Origin of the sequence: Pedobacter antarcticus, from assembly GCF_900103515.1 — a bacterium.
Taxonomy (GTDB): domain Bacteria; phylum Bacteroidota; class Bacteroidia; order Sphingobacteriales; family Sphingobacteriaceae; genus Pedobacter; species Pedobacter antarcticus.
This window is the reverse complement of sequence record NZ_FNGZ01000017.1, coordinates 19,867-37,553: the sequence shown is the minus strand read 5'-3', so window position 1 is coordinate 37,553 and position 17,687 is coordinate 19,867. Positions and strand designations below refer to the sequence as shown.

General features: G+C 40.3%; 18 protein-coding genes. 8 read left to right on the top strand and 10 right to left on the bottom strand.

From position 1 onward, the window contains the following. Positions 1 to 1,047: 1,047 nt before the first annotated feature. From BLR53_RS19320 to BLR53_RS19305, 3 genes are all read right to left on the bottom strand, one after another. Positions 1,048 to 1,260 carry a hypothetical protein gene (locus tag BLR53_RS19320; RefSeq protein ID WP_074591831.1) on the bottom strand — a complete coding sequence of 71 codons (213 nt, stop codon included), beginning with the start codon at positions 1,258 to 1,260 and terminating at the stop codon, positions 1,048 to 1,050. A 284-nt stretch (positions 1,261 to 1,544) separates the two neighbouring features. After that, positions 1,545 to 1,904 (bottom strand): CoA-binding protein, encoded by a 360-nt coding sequence (locus tag BLR53_RS19310; RefSeq protein WP_074591829.1) that lies wholly within the window; start codon positions 1,902 to 1,904, stop codon positions 1,545 to 1,547. Positions 1,905 to 1,949: 45 nt separating this feature from the next. Then, positions 1,950 to 3,491 carry an NAD(P)/FAD-dependent oxidoreductase gene (locus tag BLR53_RS19305; protein WP_074591828.1) on the bottom strand — a complete coding sequence of 514 codons (1,542 nt, stop codon included), beginning with the start codon at positions 3,489 to 3,491 and terminating at the stop codon, positions 1,950 to 1,952. Between the two features lie 231 nt (positions 3,492 to 3,722). Between BLR53_RS19305 and BLR53_RS19300 the strand changes: the two genes are divergently transcribed. The 5 genes from BLR53_RS19300 to BLR53_RS19280 all read left to right on the top strand — a co-directional run bounded on the left by BLR53_RS19300 (position 3,723) and on the right by BLR53_RS19280 (position 6,706). Beyond that, on the top strand, positions 3,723 to 4,304 hold the full coding sequence (locus BLR53_RS19300; protein ID WP_037439724.1) for a LemA family protein: 582 nt from the start codon (positions 3,723 to 3,725) through the stop codon (positions 4,302 to 4,304). A gap of 78 nt (positions 4,305 to 4,382) precedes the next feature. After that, positions 4,383 to 4,829, top strand: a complete 447-nt coding sequence (locus BLR53_RS19295; protein ID WP_037439587.1) for a TPM domain-containing protein — start codon at positions 4,383 to 4,385, stop codon at positions 4,827 to 4,829. 63 nt (positions 4,830 to 4,892) lie between these two features. Beyond that, positions 4,893 to 5,660 (top strand): TPM domain-containing protein, encoded by a 768-nt coding sequence (locus tag BLR53_RS19290; RefSeq protein WP_037439589.1) that lies wholly within the window; start codon positions 4,893 to 4,895, stop codon positions 5,658 to 5,660. Then, the gene (locus tag BLR53_RS19285; RefSeq protein WP_074591827.1) at positions 5,660 to 6,055 is read left to right on the top strand and encodes a hypothetical protein; all 396 of its coding nucleotides are present in this window, start codon (positions 5,660 to 5,662) and stop codon (positions 6,053 to 6,055) included. Before BLR53_RS19290 ends, BLR53_RS19285 begins: the two co-directional genes overlap by 1 nt. Positions 6,056 to 6,151: 96 nt before the next feature. Next, on the top strand, positions 6,152 to 6,706 hold the full coding sequence (locus BLR53_RS19280) for an NUDIX hydrolase (RefSeq protein ID WP_176763566.1): 555 nt from the start codon (positions 6,152 to 6,154) through the stop codon (positions 6,704 to 6,706). On the opposite strand, the gene dnaA is transcribed toward BLR53_RS19280, so the two are convergent. Next, positions 6,703 to 8,133: a chromosomal replication initiator protein DnaA gene (dnaA, locus tag BLR53_RS19275; RefSeq protein WP_074591826.1), complete on the bottom strand. Its 1,431-nt coding sequence runs from the start codon at positions 8,131 to 8,133 to the stop codon at positions 6,703 to 6,705. The two genes, BLR53_RS19280 and dnaA, sit on opposite strands and share 4 nt — an antisense overlap. Positions 8,134 to 8,576: 443 nt before the next feature. Here dnaA and BLR53_RS19270 point away from each other — a divergent pair, with 443 nt between their 5' ends. Next, a complete protein-coding gene (locus BLR53_RS19270; RefSeq protein WP_037439595.1) occupies positions 8,577 to 8,927 on the top strand; it encodes a HesB/IscA family protein in 351 nt (116 codons plus the stop codon). An 86-nt stretch (positions 8,928 to 9,013) separates the two neighbouring features. Further along, on the top strand, positions 9,014 to 10,246 hold the full coding sequence (locus BLR53_RS19265) for an ABC transporter permease (RefSeq protein WP_037439596.1): 1,233 nt from the start codon (positions 9,014 to 9,016) through the stop codon (positions 10,244 to 10,246). A 95-nt stretch (positions 10,247 to 10,341) separates the two neighbouring features. Here BLR53_RS19265 and rfbB read toward each other — a convergent pair whose 3' ends face one another. From rfbB to BLR53_RS19240, 5 genes are read right to left on the bottom strand one after another with little or no spacing between them, the layout of a single operon-like run. Further along, positions 10,342 to 11,397 (bottom strand): dTDP-glucose 4,6-dehydratase, encoded by a 1,056-nt coding sequence (rfbB, locus tag BLR53_RS19260; RefSeq protein WP_074591825.1) that lies wholly within the window; start codon positions 11,395 to 11,397, stop codon positions 10,342 to 10,344. Positions 11,398 to 11,419: 22 nt separating this feature from the next. After that, on the bottom strand, positions 11,420 to 11,986 hold the full coding sequence (locus BLR53_RS19255) for a hypothetical protein (RefSeq protein WP_074591824.1): 567 nt from the start codon (positions 11,984 to 11,986) through the stop codon (positions 11,420 to 11,422). Continuing rightward, positions 11,987 to 13,009, bottom strand: coding sequence for a UDP-glucose 4-epimerase GalE (gene galE / locus BLR53_RS19250; RefSeq protein ID WP_037439602.1), 1,023 nt, complete (start codon positions 13,007 to 13,009; stop codon positions 11,987 to 11,989). After that, positions 13,010 to 13,999 carry a UDP-glucuronic acid decarboxylase family protein gene (locus BLR53_RS19245; protein ID WP_037439604.1) on the bottom strand — a complete coding sequence of 330 codons (990 nt, stop codon included), beginning with the start codon at positions 13,997 to 13,999 and terminating at the stop codon, positions 13,010 to 13,012. Beyond that, positions 13,999 to 15,309, bottom strand: coding sequence for a UDP-glucose dehydrogenase family protein (locus BLR53_RS19240; protein WP_037439606.1), 1,311 nt, complete (start codon positions 15,307 to 15,309; stop codon positions 13,999 to 14,001). Before BLR53_RS19240 ends, BLR53_RS19245 begins: the two co-directional genes overlap by 1 nt. Positions 15,310 to 15,443: 134 nt before the next feature. Here BLR53_RS19240 and BLR53_RS19235 point away from each other — a divergent pair, with 134 nt between their 5' ends. Next, positions 15,444 to 16,664 carry a 3-deoxy-D-manno-octulosonic acid transferase gene (locus tag BLR53_RS19235; protein WP_074591823.1) on the top strand — a complete coding sequence of 407 codons (1,221 nt, stop codon included), beginning with the start codon at positions 15,444 to 15,446 and terminating at the stop codon, positions 16,662 to 16,664. On the opposite strand, the gene hemH is transcribed toward BLR53_RS19235, so the two are convergent. After that, positions 16,661 to 17,686 carry a ferrochelatase gene (hemH, locus tag BLR53_RS19230; protein ID WP_037439611.1) on the bottom strand — a complete coding sequence of 342 codons (1,026 nt, stop codon included), beginning with the start codon at positions 17,684 to 17,686 and terminating at the stop codon, positions 16,661 to 16,663. The genes BLR53_RS19235 and hemH overlap by 4 nt on opposite strands. Position 17,687: the final 1 nt, after the last annotated feature.

Here is a 17,687-nt window from a genome sequence, read left to right as displayed (position 1 = left end):
CGAAATCCAGGTAAGTATTTCATGTACTTTGAAGCTGTACCTGTTTACCCTGTTTCTTTATAAATGACATCTCTTTAATGAACTTCTCGGCGTCACCTCTCGGCTGCCTATATCTGTTGCGATTCCTTATCCTGTGTTTCTCTGGTCTTATAGTCCAGGTCTGTTTAGATTTTTCCTCGTTTCAATCTTGTTAATCAATGTGGCGACATCCGTCGTACATTTTCCCGTTTTTGTTGGGACTGCAAAGGTAGAAATCTTTTTTAATTTAGGCAGGTTTTTTTTTTTTTTTTTTTTCTGAGTTTCCTTCCTTTTAATTACCAACAGGCGATCTTTCGATCTCCCCAAGCCGGCCTTCTAAAACCTTCCTTTACATCCTTTCAATTCCTTCTCTTTTTCTCTTACCTTCTCACATTTCCCTTCCTCCGAAGCGGGTTGCAAAAGTAGGAAAATTATTCCTACCGCCAAACAATATTACTGACTTATTTGTATAATACCGCTAAAACACTGTTGTTCAGTCAGAAAAATAACCGGTTATTGATCACCAGAAAATCGACTCCTCAGAAATCTGGTAAAAACCACATAGACACCAAACATTTCAATCCTTCAACCAGCCGTTTATAATTTATTAAGAGGCAAAAATCATTATTGCACTCGTAAACAAATCAAAAAGAACAATGTGACCATGATCGATGAGATTATAAACTATAGTATATATATAAGTTATCTGCTCATCTTATTCGGCTGAAAGCCTTATTACTATTTAATCCCCCACAAACTACCTATGATTTAAGCTATTCTTGTGGGTAGCGTGTGGGTTCACTGTGGGTAGGAGAAATTATCTTGTTTGCTCTTCTGAACCTCTGTCGGGATTCGTTCGCCCTTATCGGTACACAGTAAATCGAAGATCAAGAACCTGCTTAAAGTAAGTATGTCCGGAAATATTCCCGTTCGGGTCAACCTCGGGTTAACTTCACCTTTTCTTCGTTCGTTTCCAGGCTTCAGCCGAATAACACCTTAATAATAGCCAATCATAACACGACCAAAGCTTTAATCAGCTTTATCATCAATATTCGCCAGGCAGTTGACCGTCTCCAGATTAACTTTCGTCAATACATCATCCAGGTCTTTAGAAAAAGATTCAAGCATATCAATCAAACTCAATGACACTCGCCCTTTGTGATTCTGGCAAACATCATATCCTGTCAAATTCAAAAGTTCATTTTCGGAATAACCATATAATCTGGTCATCGCTTCATTCACAGCGAGAAATCTTAACGTCTCTTTATCTAAAATACAAAAGGGATAAGGCTGTTCCGGAAAACAGCATCATAATTCTGCACCGCTTTAAGACTCTGTTGATGATGATACTTAATCGAATGCAGAACAATCAGTAGCGCATTTATCATAAAAATGATATCGCGAATAAAAGAGGAAGCCGGAATACCGCGGTAATATCTGATCAAACTATACCAGTTAACCAAAAACTCAATGGTTAAAATTATAGCAAATGCTCATCAAAAAGAATATAAAGGTTACAGAAACTATTAATACTGTCCTGTGGCCAATAATACAAGTGTGCAGGCATTTAAAGCCTCAATTCCATTTTCCCTGAGCAAAAGTTCAAGTTCATCATTTTCAGTACCAGGATTAAAAATAACACGCTTCGGATTAGTCTGAAGAATATAATCAAAGTATTCCGGTTGATGTTCAGGTCCTATATACAAAGTTATTGTGTGGATATCAGCATGAACATTTCCCGGTTTCTCGATTTCTACTCCCGCCACTATTCCGGATTTTATACCCACATTAATAATCTCGTGACCTTTGGCTTTCAACATACTTGCCGCCTTGAATGCGTATCTGGTGGGATTTGGAGTGGCTCCTATAATTAAGGTCTGTTTCATGATCTTCTATAATTTAATGGACAACTAATTTATAACGAAAAATGTTTAAATCAATTTCATAATAGCATTTGCACAATTTACACCATCTATAGCAGCAGAAACAATACCACCTGCATAACCAGCTCCCTCGGCACATGGAAATAAACCTTCCACCTGTGGGTGCTGAAAAGTTTCTCTGTCACGTGGAATACGAACCGGTGAAGAGCTTCGGCTTTCTACTCCAACCAGAATCGACTCATTGGTATAGTATCCATGCATTTTTTTACCGAAAAGAGGCAGTGCATTTCTAAGACTATCTGCAACAAATCCGGGAAGGATATCTTTAAGCATTACACTTTTAGTTCCAGGTAAATAAGAATTTACAGGCAGGTCAGCAGAGACTCTTCCTTCAACAAAATCTACCATTCTCTGACCAGGTGCCACAAGATTTCCACCGCCGGCTGTAAATGCATTTTTTTCTATCTCAGCCTGAAAATTCATCATCCGCAGCGGATCTGTACCTGGTACATCGTCAAGGGTTACCTGCACGACAGTTCCCGAGTTAGCAAAAGGGTTATTTCTTTTAGATGGTGACCATCCGTTCACAACAATTTCTTCCTGATGAGTCGCACAGGGTGCGATGATCCCACCTGGGCACATACAGAATGAGAATATACCTCTTGCCCCAACCTGTTCCACCAGACTGTAATAAGCGGGGGGTAAAAATTCACTTCTTACTGGACAATGATACTGCGCTGCATCAATTATCTCCTGAGGATGCTCAATACGTACACCTAAAGCAAATGGTTTGGCCTCTACAAGAATGCCCTTTCTGTCCAGTAAAGTGTAAATATCCCTGGCCGAGTGACCTGTTGCCAGCACTACCGCCTGAGCTTCCAGCTGGAGCTCCCCGTTAATTATGACACCTTTAATTTTTCCGTTTTCAATTATAAAGTCGGTCACCTGGTGTCCGAAATGGACTTCTCCCCCAGCCTCTAATATTGTTTCCCGGATAGCTGTAATTATCTGTGGCAATTTATTGGTGCCAATATGAGGTCTTGCGTCGATCAGGATATCTTCATCTGCACCATGGGCAACAAACTGCTGTAAAACTTTATTGATGTCTCCTCTTTTATTAGAGCGGGTATAGAGCTTGCCGTCGGAATAGGTTCCGGCTCCTCCTTCTCCATAACAATAATTAGATTCTGTATTCACCAGTCCCTGTTTATTGATCATTGCCAGATCCCGCCGACGTTGTTTAACATCTTTGCCCCTTTCCAATACTATAGGTTTCATTCCATTCTCAATGCATTGTAAAGCGGCAAAAAGACCTGCCGGACCGGCACCCACAATAATTACCTTTTTTTTACCGTCAACTTTAGTGTACTGAATGTTAAATGCTTCTGCAGGCTTAGGCTCATCAATATAAACTTTAAGCTGCAAACGGAATATAACATTACGCGATCTGGCATCTATAGATCTCTTGTGTATTTTAAAACCCTGAATACGTGCTGCAGGCATTTTAAGAAGAACAAGAATTTTATCCAGTATAATATCGTCCTTACCGGAATCGGAAGGATTAATAGTGATTTCAATATCTTTTTGCATAGTCTGGTCAGGTTTTTATCCTGAACTGCTGCAAATGTAAAGAATATGTAAATGAGAATTTATAAAATTTCACCTGACATAACTGCGGATAATTGCCAGATCAGGCGACTTAAATTCAAATAATCTGCGTTTCATAAAGAATTGTCAGGTTTTAGTCCTCTATTGTAACAAAGGAATAGAAATTGAGTTCTAATATGTATATTAACACTATTAAACCAAAAAATGATAAAAATGAAAAGAGGAGTATTAGTAGTCATTGCAGCTTTGTTTTTTACAACTATGTTCAGTAGCTGTGGGTATAATTCCATGGTTAATCTGGATGAAAATGTTAAAACAAAATGGAATCAGGTAGAAACTCAGTACCAGAGACGTTCTGATCTAATTCCAAATCTCGTTAGTACTGTAAAAGGTGCCGCCAAATTTGAGCAGAGTACATTAACAGCTGTTGTAGAAGCCCGTTCCAAAGCTAGTCAGATTAAAGTAAACCCTGATGACCTGTCACCTGAGAACATTGAAAAGTTTCAGGCAGCACAAGGACAGATCGGCCAGGCTTTAAGCAGATTAATGGTATTGACTGAAAACTATCCTGAATTAAAAGCTACTCAGCAATTTTCGGATTTATCCGTACAACTGGAAGGGACTGAGAACAGAATTGCAGTTGCCCGTAAAGACTTCAATGATGCTGTACAGGCTTATAATGTAAAAGTAAGATCTTTCCCTAATAACCTGACTGCAGGTATGTTCGGATTTAAGCAAAAAGCTGGCTTTAAAGCCGAAGCTGGTGCAGAAAATGCGCCTAAAGTAGAATTTTAATCACCAATAAAGATTAAGGGTATTATCTGCATTTCTAAGAAGTGCAGATATTACCCTTATGTGTTTAATTATATAATTATGCCATTATTAACTGAACAAGAACAAGAATTGATTACCGCAGCGATCAGTGAGGCAGAACAGCTGACTTCCGGCGAAATCAGGATTGCAATGGAGAAACATTGTAAAGACGATGCATTCTCACGCGCTACTGAGTACTTCTCTAAACTGGAAATGGATAAAACCGTACTACATAACGGTGTGTTAATCTACCTGGCCTATGTCGATCATAAATTTGCCATAATAGGCGACAAAGGTATTCATCGTAAGGTACCTGCCGACTTCTGGGAAACTACCCAGATTGCTATGCGTGCTCATTTTGCCAGCGGAAATATCGCAAGCGGCTTAATCGCTGGTGTGAAACTTGCGGGCGAAAAAATGGCTGCCTATTTTCCGAGTGGAAATGATGATATCAATGAAATACCCAATGAAATCATTTTCCTCGATCAGAAACCTGCAGAACATTAGCTTAAGACGATACAAACCTGCTGTGATGCCCTGCATGTAATCAGCAAAACTTATATATACTGAATGAAAAGAATACTCGCGGCCCTGTTTCTGATTCTGTCCTGTACAGTTCTCCATGCTCAGGAATACCCCGCCAAACCGAACAAACTGGTTAACGATTATACTGGTACTCTCTCTGCATCACAGATTCAGGCACTGGAAAACAAACTGGTAGCTTTCGACGACTCCACATCTACACAGATTGCTATTGCTATTGTAAAAAGCGTTGGCGAATATGACATCAATGAATATGCATTAGGACTAGGCAGGGCCTGGGGCGTTGGTGGAGCGAAAAATAATAATGGTTTAATGATAGTCGTTGCAGTCGGAGATCGTAAGATCGCAATGCAAACCGGTTATGGATTGGAAGGTTCCCTACCTGATATTATCACCAAACGAATTATTGAATATGAAATAAAGCCTTATTTTAAGACCGGTAATTATTACGAAGGCCTGGATGCAGGTACAACTGCAGTTATTAAATACACTAAAGGAGAATATAAGAATGATAAGCCTAAGGCTGCTCAAAAAGGCGGGGCATCAAGTGCTTTTATCCTTATGGTAATTATCATTGTGATCATTATTCTGATTAAACGCGGAGGTGGCGGTGGCGGAAGCCAGGTCATTGACGGCAGAGGTGTAGGCAATGCTCTGCTTTGGGGTATGCTAATGGGTGGCAGCAGCGGACGTGGTTCTGGTGGCAACTGGGGCGGCGGCGGTAGTAGCGGTGGCGGCTTCGGAGGTTTTGGAGGCGGTAGTTTCGGCGGTGGTGGTAGTAGTGGCAGCTGGTAATGTTCAGACGCGATTTATTACTTGCTGAGATTCAGAAGCTGAGTCTCGCATTATCAAGACTTATCGGCTTGAAGGAGGAAGATAAAGGCCTGCAGTTGGAACAAGAGATGGACGAATTGCTGGAAAAAGATTTTGGAATCCTCTATACAGACCTGCTACAAAGTGGAAACGCTGATTTTAATGAATTTCTGAAAGAGAAAAACTTTAGTCCTGAAAAATTGGACATGCTGTCCCAACTTTTATTTCTCCGGATTGACCCGGATGTGAAAGACAAACCAGGACAAAAAGAGCTTGCAGATAAATTATTGCTGATCTACAGCTATCTCGAAAGGAATCATCAGATCATTAATATACTGAACATCGGACGTCAGCAAAGTTTAAAAACTTATTTATAAATCATTCCCCGGAGTCTCTTACAGAGACTCCTTTTTTATAGTTCTGAATACCGCTGAATCCAAATACATTTAACGGTTCAGATTAGCTTACACAAAATGGAAATATTAAAATGGGAGAAACTCTCCAGCCGTTATCTGGTTCGTGAAAAATGGGCCACCTTAAGAGTAGACACCTGTAAATTGCAAAACGGAACTGTTAAAGATGATTATTATGTTCTGGAATATCCGGACTGGGCTAATGCCGTGGCATTGACTGCCGACAATAAAATCATCATGGTCAGACAATATCGCCATGGAGCAGACCTGGTTTCCCTGGAAATCCCGGGTGGCGTAATAGATCCGGGTGAAAAGCCAGAAGATGGTGTCAAACGGGAGCTACTGGAAGAAACCGGTTATTCATTTACTCATTGTGAACTGATTGCGACCCTGTACCCTAATCCTGCCACATCGAATAACAGAACGTTCACCTATCTGCTGACAGGAGGTGTAAAGACACATGCACAGCATCTGGATGAACATGAGATCCTGAATGTAGAGGAGTACACCATTGAAGAGGTAAAAGCCTTGCTGGAAAACAACCAAATCGCTCAGGCACTCCACAGCTCAGCTTTGTTCTACGGGCTGCTCAAACTTAAAGCTATAAGTTTTTAACTCATTTTTAGCTTCTTCTGGATATCCTGAACGTAGTTTTTAAACTTCTTATCCGTCTCGATAAGGTCTTCTACGGTCTGACAAGCATAAATTACAGTAGAATGGTCTCTGCCACCAAAAAAGGCACCAATAGATTTTAAAGAAGACTTAGTATGGGATTTGGATAGATACATAGATATTTGCCTCGCCTGTACTATTTCTCTTTTCCGGGTGGCTGACTTTACCATCTCAATGGGCACCTCGAAGTAATCGCAAACCAGTTTCTGTATATACTCCATTGAGATTTCTTTCGTCGTATTCTTAATAAAGTTTTTTAACATCTGTTTGGCCAGATTCAGATCTATATCTTTCTTATTCAATGTTGACTGCGCCAGCAAAGACACCATTGCCCCTTCCAGCTCCCGTACATTGTTATCAATATGATTCGCAACGTACTCGACCACTTCCTGAGGCAGTTCTATACCATCTGCATACATTTTCATCCTTAGAATAGCTATTCGGGTTTCCAGATCTGGAATTTGCAGATCTGCCGACAGCCCCCACTTGAACCTGCTTAACAACCGCTCTTCCAAACCTGCGAGATCTTTCGGTGATTTATCCGAAGTGAGTATCACTTGTTTTCCGGTCTGATGCAGGTGGTTAAAAATATGAAAGAAGATATCCTGGGTTTTTTCTTTTCCGGCGAAATTATGCACATCATCCATAATGATAACATCCATTGCCTGATAGAAATTAACAAAATCATTAATAGAGTTATTCTTCAGTGAATCTACGAACTGCTGGCAGAATTTTTCACAGGAGACGTATATAACCAGTTTATCAGGTGAACTGCGCTTTATTTCGTTACCGATTGCCTGTGCAAGGTGCGTCTTTCCTAAACCCACCCCTCCATAGATCATGAGTGGATTAAATGAGGTGCCCCCTGGTTTTCCGGCAACTGCAAAACCGGCTGAACGGGCAAGACGATTACAGTCGCCCTCAATGTAATTCTCAAATGTATAACTGGAATTGAGCTGCGGGTCTACATTAAGTTTCTTAAGCCCCGGTATAATAAATGGATTTTTAATATCCTTATTGATCGAAACGGGAATAGGCATGGCCTGCAATTTTGCCGCAGCGCCATTTCCATTAGAAGGCATATTCGTAGTGTATGGAGAACCGCTGTTGGAAGATTGGTCAACCACAATATTATACTCCAGTCTTCCCTGCTCACCCAACTGTTTTTTTACCATTTTGCGAAGCAGCCCGACATAGTGTTCTTCGAGCCATTCATAGAAGAATAAACTAGGTACCTGGATGGTTAAAACATTGCCTTCCAGTCTAAGGGCAGAGATCGGTTCGAACCAGGTTTTAAAACTTTGGGTCGGGATATTGTCCTTTATGATCTGAAGACAGTTTTTCCATACTTCGGTACACGTTTTTTCCATAGGTATACTAAAATTTGTTGGTTTAAGAGACGGGAACGACCTTATTATTAGCGCTTTCCCGGAGATCGAATATTGAAAAAATTATCAACAAAAAAAACTAAAATATCATTTATTTAGTAACTGCTTAATCAGCAGCAGCATACCCTGCTTAACCTAAATTTTTTATGTGGATAACTTTATATTAACCTTTAAATCAGCAAACTCCACTCCTATTTTTTATTATTTTAAGGTTTATATGCCTTGAATGCATGCAGGCATTACAAAAGGAGCTTCGGAAATAAAACTGGATGGAATTTTCGCAGGATATTCAGGAGCCTGAGTAATATTTACATCAAATTGACCCAGCATTTTTTTTAGGGATACAGATTCCTTCATTTGTTCCTATCTTTGTGTATAAACCAGTCTTGAGGACCGGTAATTTAGGACCCAAATTTGACAAGATCATGAGTACAGTTGATACCACATTTGCACCAGTTTCTTTTACTGAAACCGCATTGAAAGAATTGATAAAATTAAGAGATCAGCAGGAAATCGCAGAGGACTTTGGCTTACGTGTAGGTGTAGAGGGCGGTGGATGTTCAGGAATGAGCTACCTGCTTGGGTTTGATCAGAAAAAAGATGGAGATCAGGAATTTTTAATCAATGGAATTAGAGTTTTCATGAATAAAGCACATCAGATGTATCTTTTAGGGATGCAGGTAGATTGGCAAGATGGATTGAATTCACGTGGTTTTACCTTCAGCAACCCTAATGCTGAAAGTACCTGCGGTTGTGGTACAAGTTTTTCGGTTTAGTACGACCAAAACTTGTAACATTTCAGAAGTCCTGTTGTCTAAACAACGGGACTTTTTATTTTTGGTCTACCCTTATACCCGAACCAATGACTTATACAGAAAACGTGAGACTTGCGCTGCAGTCCATCCAGAGTAACCGCCTGCGGACTATGCTTACCGCTTTGATTATAGCAATTGGTCTTACAGCATTGGTTGGTATTCTAACTACACTGGACGCGGTTAAAAAAAGTATGACTGATGCATTCTCTAACATGGGAGCCAACTCGTTCACTATCCGTAACCGCGGTACGGGAATTAGAATCGGGGGCCCGGGACAAGGGCCGAAACCATTCAATTCCATCCGTTATGAAGACGCTGTAAATTTCAAAGAAAGATTACAGGCACCCGCAACTGTGACTATCAGCGTTGTCGCTACAAGTGGTGCAACAGCAAAATATAATCAGGAAAAGACAAATCCAAATATTCTGATGCGCGGTATTGATGAAAATGGATTAGCAGCTCAGGGACTTGATCTGAGTCTTGGTAGAAACATCAGCCAGACAGAAGCTAGCCAGGGAAGTAATGTTTGTATAATCGGAAGTGAAATCAGTAGCTCATTATTTAAAAAGGCCTCCCCTATTGACCAAATCATTACGGTGGGTAACCATCGCTTAAAAGTAATTGGCGTGCTGGCAAGCAAAGGTTCAAGTATGGGGATGAGTACAGACCGGGCAGTATATATTCCTATCTACAAGGCAAAAGTGATTAATACCGGCTCAAATCCGTCGTATACAATATCTGTTATTGTACCTAATGCTAACCTAATGGATAATGTGATTGGTGAATCGACAGCTGAGTTCCGGAATATTCGTAAAATAAAAATAAAAGAACCTAATAATTTCGAGATCACTAAAAGCGATGCAGTCGCTCAGACGTTATTTGAGAACCTTGCATTCATCGCAATAGGTGGGGTAGCAATTGGTGTAATTACTTTAATTGGAGCCTCTATAGGATTAATGAATATTATGCTGGTTTCTGTTACTGAAAGAACGCGCGAGATTGGAATCCGTAAAGCCATTGGCGCTAACCCTTCTGTGATTCGTAAACAGTTCCTCATCGAAGCTGTAGTAATTTGTCTGATGGGCGGCGGAATGGGAATCTTATTTGGAATACTACTAGGCAATGCGATTTCACTAATGATGGGCGGAGCATTTATTATCCCCTGGTTATTTATCATTGGCGGATTCGGATTATGTGTCCTTGTTGGTGTTGTATCTGGATACTACCCTGCTAAGAAGGCATCCAGATTAGATCCTGTTGAAGCATTGAGGTACGAATAATAATCGCCTATAAAAAAGCCTGAAGACTTTTCTCTAAATGATTAAAGTCTTCAGGCTTTCTAACTAATTTATGAGCCAGATCAGCGGCTTATTTTTTATGATCTCGAGTGGTACTGGCCTTCATAGTACTTCTGGTAATTTCCTGAAGTTACATCTTTCAGCCACTCCTCGTTTTCCAGATACCAGTCAACGGTTCTCTCTAATCCTTCCTCAAACTGAAGACTTGGTACCCAATCTAGTTTTTCCTGTAATTTAGTTGAATCAATTGCATAGCGCAGATCATGTCCCGCTCTGTCTGTCACGAAAGTAATGAGCTTAGCGGATTCGCCAGGTGCACGCCCAAGCTTTTCATCCATTATTTTACATAAAAGATGAATCAGGTCAATATTTTTCCATTCATTATGACCGCCAATATTATACGTTTCACCGGTAGTAGCTTGATGAAAGATTACATCTATAGCTCTGGCATGGTCCTCAACCCATAACCAGTCGCGAATATTTTCACCTTTACCGTAAACAGGAACGGGCCGGTTATTTTTGATATTATTAATCGCCAGCGGAATGAGCTTTTCTGGAAAATGGTGTGAACCATAATTATTAGAACAGTTAGAGATCACCACATTCAATCCATATGTATCATGGTAAGCACGGACAAAGTGATCTGATGCCGCTTTTGACGCGGAATAAGGACTGTGCGGATCATAGGCTGTAGTTTCGATAAACATACCGGATTCCCCTAAGGCACCATAAACTTCATCTGTAGAAACGTGATAAAAACGTTTACTGTCATAGTCACCTTTCCAGTATTCTCTTGCTGCATTAAGCAAGTTTACGGTACCAATCACATTCGTCATTACGAAAGCAGAGGGGTCGATAATCGAACGGTCTACGTGTGATTCTGCAGCCAGATGAATTACAGCGTCAAAATTCTCTTTAGCAAATAAAGCATTTATGGCTTCAGCGTCAGTGATATCTGCTTTGATGAATTGATAATTAGGTTTCTGCTCAATGTCAGTCAAATTCGCCAAATTTCCGGCATATGTCAATTTATCCAGATTTAGAATATGATAGTCCGGATAAAGGTTTACAAATCGTCGCACAACATGCGAGCCTATGAAACCTGCTCCTCCGGTAATTAGAATCTTCTTCATAATAGTTTTATTTAGCTTTTTATTAAACCTGATTTGGCAGACCAAGCTCGGCCGCCGTTTTATGGAGTTTTTCCCGGATGATTTTATCCAGAATTGAATTCATCTTTTCATTCAAGTCGTACTGAAGATCTTCATGAAGCTTCACATACTTTTTGTATAATGCCAGTACAGATCTCAAAAAATAGGTTTTTAATCTCTCGTTATATTTGCCCAAAGATGAAAAAACACTTTCATTATAATCAACAGGAATCAGTTCCAGTAATAACAGGCGGAGTTCTGCATCGGTTTGCGGGTCTTTAGTAACCTTATAATGATGATTAACCCGTCCGTTTAATCGCCTGAGTAAAACCAAAGCCTCTCTGGAACCCACTTTAGCGCCGAACTTCAAACCTTGAATTGCAGTGGTTATTTCTTCCTCCAGAGCCTGCTGCCTCAACTCCAAATCCGAAGGGTCTTCCAGCAATTTAAAATGAAGGTGCTCGGTGAGCACCTTATCTTTTGCAATCAGTCTGAGCAGCAACTTATCCTTTTCCTTAACAGGAAGTCCGGTAATTGCAGTTTTCAGTTCTTTCTGATCTTTAAGAAGCATTTAAAACGGGTTATCTTTCAGGTAATTCTCCCACTTCCAGGCGGAGCTCATCATTTCATTAACATCTAGCGCAGCCTTCCAGCCCAACTGATCCGCAGATTTATTCACATCACCCCAAACCTGCTCAATATCACCCTCGCGTCTTGCTCCGATTGTATAATTAAGCTTTACACCTGTTGATTTTTCGAAGGCACTGATAATTTCCAAAACTGAACTTCCTTTACCAGTTCCCAGGTTAAAGACTTCATAATTCTGATCTGCATCTCCTCCTTCTAATCTTCTGATAGCTGCAACATGTGCTTTAGCCAAATCAACAACGTGAATATAGTCACGTACTGCACTACCGTCAGGAGTTTGGTAATCATTTCCATAAACGGTAATCGGTCCTCTCTTACCTATAGCAGACTGTGTAATAAAGGGAACCAGGTTCTGCGGCACTCCGATAGGAAGCTCACCAATCAACGCACTATCATGTGCACCAACCGGGTTAAAATAACGAAGAGAGATTACCTGTAAATCAGCATTGGCTGCACAGGTCTCGGCAAGAATTTCCTCTGCGATCTGTTTAGTATTACCATAAGGTGATTCGGCCTTTTTTACTGCTGCATTTTCTGTGACCGGTAACTGATCAGGCTGACCATAAACTGTACACGATGAGGAGAAGACCAATTTAACTTTACTATGAAAAGCGTTAATCACGTTAATCAGGGAGTAAAAGTTATTACGGTAATATTTTAACGGCTCCTTCACAGATTCTCCTACGGCCTTAAATGCTGCAAAATGAATTACTCCTGTAATTTCAGGATGTGAAGCGACAAATTCAATGACCGCTTTTTCATTACACAAGTCTAATTCTGCAAACTCGGGCTTAACCCCAAGAATCTGCTCTAACTGATTCAGAATCTTTGGATTCGAATTAGAAAAATCATCAACTAAAATTACTTCGTATCCTGCATTAATCAGCTCTACGGCTGTATGAGAACCGATGAACCCGGTGCCACCAGTTACTAGTATCTTTCCCATTTAACGATTATATGTGGTAAAATCTTTATGTTCTTTATTAACCAATGCCTCCGCCGGAAGATTTTTGAAATACTCGTAAGTAATCTTTAATCCGTCTGCTCTATTAACTTTAGGTTCCCAATCTAATATCGCCCTGGCTTTTGTAATATCCGGACGACGCTGTTTAGGATCATCAGTAGGCAGTTCTTTATAAATAACTTTTTGTGTGGTACCAGTAAGTTTGATAATTTCTTCTGCAAATTGCCCTATAGTGATCTCATCAGGATTGCCAATATTTACAGGCTGCGAATAATCGCTCAGTAATAAGCGGTAAATTCCTTCTACTAAATCATCGACATAACAGAACGAACGGGTTTGCGATCCATCGCCAAATACGGTAAGGTCTTCGCCTCTAAGCGCTTGCCCGATAAAAGCTGGTAACACACGGCCATCATTTAATCGCATTCTCGGACCATAGGTATTAAAAATACGCACTATTCTCGTCTCCAAACCGTGAAAAGTATGGTAAGCCATGGTCATCGCCTCCTGAAAACGTTTGGCTTCATCATATACACCGCGTGGCCCTACCGGATTTACATTACCCCAGTATTCTTCGGGCTGTGGATTGACACTAGGATCACCATAGACTTCGGAAGTAGATGCGATAATCATCCTTGCATTTTTATTTTTGGCGAGTCCCAATAAATTATGTGTACCCAGTGATCCCACTTTTAAAGTCTGAATCGGAATCTTAAGATAATCAATAGGACTTGCCGGTGATGCGAAATGCAGGATATAGTCCAGTTTTCCCGGGACATATACGTACTTGGATACATCATGATGGCAGAACTCAAAATTCTCTAACGAGAACAAATGCTCAATATTCTGCAGATCGCCAGTAATGAGATTATCCATCGCAATAACATGATAATCTTCTTTTATAAATCTATCACACAGATGGGATCCGAGGAATCCTGCTGCACCTGTAATTAATACTCTTTTACGCTCCATTAATCTATTAGTTTACGGCCAATACTGTTATAGTAATAACCCAGGTCTATCATTTTCTGCAAGTCATACAGATTACGTCCGTCAAATACGACTTTATGTTTCAGAGATGTCTCCATTAATTCGAAATCGGGGTTACGGAAAACCGACCATTCAGTTGCAATTAGCAGAGCATCAGCGCCGGAGAGAGCCTCATACTGATTTGATGCATAGTTGACCTTATCACCAATCAAATTTTTAACATTTTCCATTCCTTCCGGATCAAATACAGTAACGGTCGCTCCCTTACTCACCAAAGCGTCAATAATATATAAAGCCGGAGCTTCACGGATATCGTCAGTTTCTGGTTTAAATGCCAGTCCCCAAAGTGCAAAGTGCTTACCCTTTAAATCATCTTTATAATAGGTGGAGACTTTATCTACCAATACAGTTTTCTGTCTCTCATTAATTTCCATCACAGCTTTCAGGATTTGAAAATCGTACTGGTGCTCTTCAGCTGATTTCGCCAGTGCCTGTACATCTTTGGGGAAACATGAACCTCCATATCCTATACCAGGGAACAGAAAACGTTTACCGATTCTGTCATCTGAACCAATTCCTCTGCGGACAGCATCAACATCAGCGCCTACTTTCTCGCATAAATTTGCGATCTCGTTCATGAAAGTAATTTTGGTAGCCAAGAATGAGTTTGCAGCATATTTAGTTAGTTCAGAAGATTTCTCATCCATAAATAAAATAGGGTTCCCCTGACGAACATAAGGACCATAGAGCTCTGCCATTAATTTCTGTGCACGTTCGGAACGCGTACCAATCACAACCCTGTCTGGTTTCATAAAATCATCAACAGCCACACCCTCGCGTAAAAACTCGGGGTTTGAAACTACATCAATTTCAACATCCGTATTTTCGGCAAATACTGCGCTAACCAAGTCGGCAGTACCGACAGGAACCGTTGATTTATTTACAATCACCTTATAAGAAGTAACCAGTTTACTGATGTCTTTTGCTGCACCTAAAATATAGGAAAGATCTGCAGCGCCATCTCCTCCCGGGGGGGTTGGCAAAGCCATAAAAATAATCTGTGCATCTTTGATCGCATGTGCAAGATCTATGGTGAAAGTCAGCCTTTTCTGCTCGATATTACGAAGAAAAAGCACGTCAAGTCCAGGTTCATAGATAGGGATGATCCCCTGCTGCATTTTTAACACTTTAGCTTCATTGATGTCTACACAGATAACAGTGTTACCAGTCTCAGCGAGACAGGTTCCTGTGACCAATCCGACATAACCTGTTCCGATTACGGCTATTTTCATAAATTATACTTTTAAAGATATATGGTTATCTGATCTATACCCGATTGAATAATTTAAAAACCAAAAACGATAATATTAAAGCTTTTAATATTTATTCAGGTATCTTCGGCTAAGATAATAAATAAACATACAAAATGCTTTTGCTTTATAATTTTGGCATTTCGCTCTATAATTTGCTTTTACACTTAGTTTCTTTCTTTAATCCAAAGGCTAAATTATTCATTGACGGCCGGAAAAACATCTTTGAACTGATCGCCAGAAAAACCAATGCAGATTGTAAACATATCTGGTTCCACTTCGCCTCACTTGGTGAATTTGAACAAGGCAGGCCAGTACTCGAAGAGCTCAAAAAGCTTTATCCGGATAAGCCTGTAGTTATCACATTTTTCTCCCCCTCCGGCTTTGAAATCCGTAAAAATTATCCGTTGGCCGAAGCCGTCTATTATCTGCCACTGGATACACACAGAAATGCGGAGACATTCCTCAGACTCATCAATCCCGAAATCGCTATATTCACCAAATATGAATTCTGGTATCATTATTTTAAAGTTCTAAAAGCTAATAATGTCCCATTATTGCTTATATCAGGTATTTTCAGACCAGATCAGATTTTTTTCAAATGGTATGGTGGATTTCAGCGGAATATACTAAAGAATGTTACCCATTTTTTTGTCCAAAATCAAGAAAGCAAGTCTTTACTGAATAATTTAGAAATTGATGCGGTAAGCATTAGCGGAGATACCAGATTCGACCGCGTTGCGGAACAGGCTGCCTCACCGCAACAGTTTGTACAAATTGATAGATTTAAAGGAAATGCTAAAATATTTATTGCAGGAAGCACCTGGCCTCAGGATGAAGAATTAATCGCATTTCTGCAGCAACGTGCTCAGGATTGGAAGTTTATTATTGCACCGCATGAAATTCATGAATCCCATATCAAACAGCTTTCGGCACTGTTCCCAGACGCTTTACACTATACAAAACTAAACGAGAATACAGATTTACAGGCAGCGAAGGTATTAATTATAGATACAATCGGGCTCCTGTCTTCGGCTTATCAGTACGGTGATATAAGTTATATAGGCGGTGGCTTCGGCGCAGGGATTCATAACACGTTAGAAGCCGCAGCATTTGGCATTCCGGTTATATTCGGCCCGAAGTATCAGAAATTTCAGGAAGCAAAAGATCTCTTAACAATAGGAGCTGCCAAAAGCGTTTCCGGTAAAGATGATCTTTTTGCAGCATTTGAAATACTGCAAAAAGATCAACAGGCAGGTAAAAAAGCTGCCAGCTATGTAAAGCAGCATACAGGGTCTACACTGCAGATTATTAACATGATCAAAAAGCTAATTTAGGCGCCTTGGTTATCCTTTATCATTTTGACCAGTGCTGATATCCATTGCGGGTTATCATTTAAACTTGACACAAGCTGAACTTCCTCGCCCCCAAGTTTCCTGAACTCCTCACCATATTCAACAGTGACTTCATATAAAGTTTCCAGGCAATCTGCAACGAAAGCAGGACAAAATACCAGCAGACGTTTTTTTCCAGCGGCGGCGAGTTGCTTAAGGACATCGCTTGTGTAAGGCTGAACCCATGGATCTTTACCCAATCTAGACTGAAAACAAACGCTATACTGCGCTGAAGGTATCTGTAATTCGGCAGCAATCAGTTTTGCGGTATCGTGGCACTGTGCAGAATAACAAAACTTATTAACATCAGTTAGCGTCTGGCAACAGTCTGCAGATTTAAGACAGTGACTTTGGGAATGATCACATTTGATTAATTGTCTTTCCGGCAGACCATGAAAACTGAATAAAATCTGATCGTAAGTTTCCGGCTGATACTTTCTCGCATTATCGGCGAAAGTGGCAATCATTCCGGGATTATCATGAAAGGAATTGACAAAAGAAACCGGTGGAATAGTCTGCCATTTGCTAACCAATTCCATAACCAACTGAATTACTGATCCCGTACTTGCAGAAGCATATTGCGGAAACATTGGAATTACCTGAATACTCTCTACAAGTCCGGCTTTCATTTTAGCTAATGCTGCCGGGATAGAAGGATTTTGATACCGCATAGCTAGTTCTACATGATAATCCGGACCCAGTTGTTCCTGTACCATTGCGGTCTGAATCTTACTGTAATAAAGTAGAGGCGACCCGTTTTCATCCCATATCTCTTTGTATAATTTCGCTGTTTTGGGACTTCTGAAAGGAACAATAACACCTTTAACGAGCATAGTTCTGCTGAAGGCATTAATATCAATTACCCGTTCATCCATTAAAAACTGATCGAGATATCTTTTTACATCCCCAACCTCCGGACTATCCGGTGTCCCTAAATTCACTAACAATACTCCCTTTTTTCCCATA

Bases quoted from the DNA above. Each gene is read 5' to 3' on its own strand.
- BLR53_RS19305 (WP_074591828.1), bottom strand. From the start codon at position 3,491: ATGCAAAAAGATATTGAAATCACTATTAATCCTTCCGATTCCGGTAAG.
- BLR53_RS19265 (WP_037439596.1), top strand. From the start codon at position 9,014: ATGACTTATACAGAAAACGTGAGACTTGCGCTGCAGTCCATCCAGAGT.
- BLR53_RS19240 (WP_037439606.1), bottom strand. From the start codon at position 15,309: ATGAAAATAGCCGTAATCGGAACAGGTTATGTCGGATTGGTCACAGGA.
- BLR53_RS19280 (WP_176763566.1), top strand. From the start codon at position 6,152: ATGGAAATATTAAAATGGGAGAAACTCTCCAGCCGTTATCTGGTTCGT.
- BLR53_RS19270 (WP_037439595.1), top strand. From the start codon at position 8,577: ATGAGTACAGTTGATACCACATTTGCACCAGTTTCTTTTACTGAAACC.
- rfbB (WP_074591825.1), bottom strand. From the start codon at position 11,397: ATGAAGAAGATTCTAATTACCGGAGGAGCAGGTTTCATAGGCTCGCAT.
- BLR53_RS19285 (WP_074591827.1), top strand. From the start codon at position 5,660: ATGTTCAGACGCGATTTATTACTTGCTGAGATTCAGAAGCTGAGTCTC.
- BLR53_RS19300 (WP_037439724.1), top strand. From the start codon at position 3,723: ATGAAAAGAGGAGTATTAGTAGTCATTGCAGCTTTGTTTTTTACAACT.
- hemH (WP_037439611.1), bottom strand. From the start codon at position 17,686: ATGGGAAAAAAGGGAGTATTGTTAGTGAATTTAGGGACACCGGATAGT.
- BLR53_RS19255 (WP_074591824.1), bottom strand. From the start codon at position 11,986: ATGCTTCTTAAAGATCAGAAAGAACTGAAAACTGCAATTACCGGACTT.
- BLR53_RS19235 (WP_074591823.1), top strand. From the start codon at position 15,444: ATGCTTTTGCTTTATAATTTTGGCATTTCGCTCTATAATTTGCTTTTA.
- BLR53_RS19290 (WP_037439589.1), top strand. From the start codon at position 4,893: ATGAAAAGAATACTCGCGGCCCTGTTTCTGATTCTGTCCTGTACAGTT.
- dnaA (WP_074591826.1), bottom strand. From the start codon at position 8,133: ATGGAAAAAACGTGTACCGAAGTATGGAAAAACTGTCTTCAGATCATA.
- BLR53_RS19295 (WP_037439587.1), top strand. From the start codon at position 4,383: ATGCCATTATTAACTGAACAAGAACAAGAATTGATTACCGCAGCGATC.
- BLR53_RS19310 (WP_074591829.1), bottom strand. From the start codon at position 1,904: ATGAAACAGACCTTAATTATAGGAGCCACTCCAAATCCCACCAGATAC.
- BLR53_RS19245 (WP_037439604.1), bottom strand. From the start codon at position 13,999: ATGGAGCGTAAAAGAGTATTAATTACAGGTGCAGCAGGATTCCTCGGA.
- galE (WP_037439602.1), bottom strand. From the start codon at position 13,009: ATGGGAAAGATACTAGTAACTGGTGGCACCGGGTTCATCGGTTCTCAT.